This window comes from Geobacillus sp. DSP4a (assembly GCF_013096875.1).
Lineage (GTDB): Bacteria > Bacillota > Bacilli > Bacillales > Anoxybacillaceae > Geobacillus > Geobacillus thermophilus.
In genome coordinates this window covers 1-1,907 of record NZ_SDLD01000104.1, presented here as the reverse complement: position 1 = coordinate 1,907, position 1,907 = coordinate 1, and the positions used below count along the sequence as shown (strand labels likewise).

Sequence of the window (1,907 nt, the reverse complement as noted above, 5' to 3'; positions counted from 1 at the left end):
GCTTACGGCACGCGCTTTCTGCCGTTCAGTCGCTCCCTTCTCACTCGGTTGAAAGGTAAATTCATTGAGCCAGCAAGCCTATGTATTTTTTCTTGCAATTCTCTGCACTTTTTGCTTGCAAAAAACAAACGCAAAGTGATTGAAACCGTGTTTTCGATTTTAGTCGATTCGTATCGGATCACCGAGATTCGAGCGAACTCGGTTTCTGGATTTGAAACGGCACTGGATGGTATTTTACTGGCTTACTCCCTTGTTGTTCTTGGGCTAGTTGAGCGTTAAGACTCAACTAGCACCACGGGTTCTTTACTTTTTTATTTCTTGGTTTCTTTACTTCTTGGTTATTAATAATAGCATTTAACCAATAAGTCATCAATAGATCACTATCCAGACTTTCATAGTGACTCCGACCAAAAACTAGTAGTAGAAGACCTCGATCACAATGTACCTTGTGTGGTCGAGGTCTTCTACTGTTTACGACATTGAGGGAGGAGTCACTAAGCTCTCCATAATAAAGCGATAGTATTTTTTAAACCATAAACAAAAAAATGTTCAACCAGATATATCGTAAGTCCGAAATATAAATACAGAATTGAACTTACCAACATTATAAAAATTTCAAGGAACAGTTTAACATTTACCAAATAAACTGTTCCTAATTTTAAGTTTATTTATTATCAAAAGGTCGGAGCAGGAAATTCATCAATTTTGATACGAAGTAAACTATAAGGTTTCTGTCGTAAGTCTTTTCCATAATGAAATCTAGGCTGTCGATGTAATTGGTTCACAATGACATACAAATATTGATCCGGACCAATTGACAAAGTATCCGGCCACAACATTCTCGGGTCATGTATGATCGTTTCCATTGTGCCATTTGGCAATATCTTGCGGATACAGTTGTGTTCATAATCTCCAGCATAAACATTTCCCTTTGCATCAGTGATCATTCCATCAGATGCACCTTTTTCTCCCCAATACTCCACATAATAAGGTAATTCCATGTCCGGTATGCTTCTGTCTCTCAGGGCTTCTGTTGTGATCGAGAACAGATGACGACTGGTTAGTGGACAAAAAAATAATACCCTTCCATCAGGCGAAATCGCAATACCGTCAGAAGCCAGTCTAAATGGAGAAGTACTGCCATCTTTATTTCGATTCATTAATACTTTTCCTTCTACTTTCGGTATAAAATAGGGATCGGGTGAAGTTGAATTTGCCCCATTTAACCGTCTGAAGGCGTTTCCATCTGCTAAATCTACGACGATTATAGCTCCTGGTCCTGTTGAAGAAGAATCCGTTATATAAGCATACCCTGCTTTTCCAACACGAAAATCAAAACGGACATCATTCAAATAAGTTGTAGGCAAGACAACATCTTCTGTAAAGGTATATACTTTTCTTATTGTATTCGTTTCTAGATCAACAGCGACTAATTTTGCCCCCCCTTTAATGGGTTCAGAAAAATTGGGTGCAGCTGTATCTAATACCCAAAGTGTTCCCCTTCCATCAGCAACTACACTTTGGACACTGATAAAAGTCCTTGTGATATTCTCGGGGTTAACCAAATTGGTTTGTAAATTAGGATAAGGCAGCAATTTATCCTCAACAATTTCCGCCACCGTAAATTTAACATCGTCTCCCCATCTCGGGAAGCAAACGAAAATACGACCGGTTTCTGAAACAGTAACACCTGTAGGCATAGCCCCATAAAATGGATAAACCAGTTCAAAATTACCAAAATATTTTTCACTAGGTAACATTAACATAGGTATCATCATATCCTCCCTCTATAAATGTTGATATATCAACGGTTGTAGCCGTTTCAGGGGTGTCAAAAAAATATTTTTCGACAAAGTTTCTAACATTATTTCTTAAATATGTGTATATCTTACATTGACTGGGTACGC

Annotated in this window: 1 protein-coding gene and 1 pseudogene; one reads left to right on the top strand and one right to left on the bottom strand. The window is 38.1% G+C overall.

All coding sequences use genetic code 11. The annotated features are described in order from the left end of the window. A pseudogene (locus ETC02_RS17890) lies at positions 1-279 on the top strand (hypothetical protein); the annotation flags it as partial. Between the two features lie 395 nt (positions 280-674). Here the strand turns inward: ETC02_RS17890 and ETC02_RS16460 are convergent. Further along, positions 675-1,775 carry an L-dopachrome tautomerase-related protein gene (locus tag ETC02_RS16460; RefSeq protein WP_047817652.1) on the bottom strand — a complete coding sequence of 367 codons (1,101 nt, stop codon included), beginning with the start codon at positions 1,773-1,775 and terminating at the stop codon, positions 675-677. Positions 1,776-1,907: the final 132 nt, after the last annotated feature.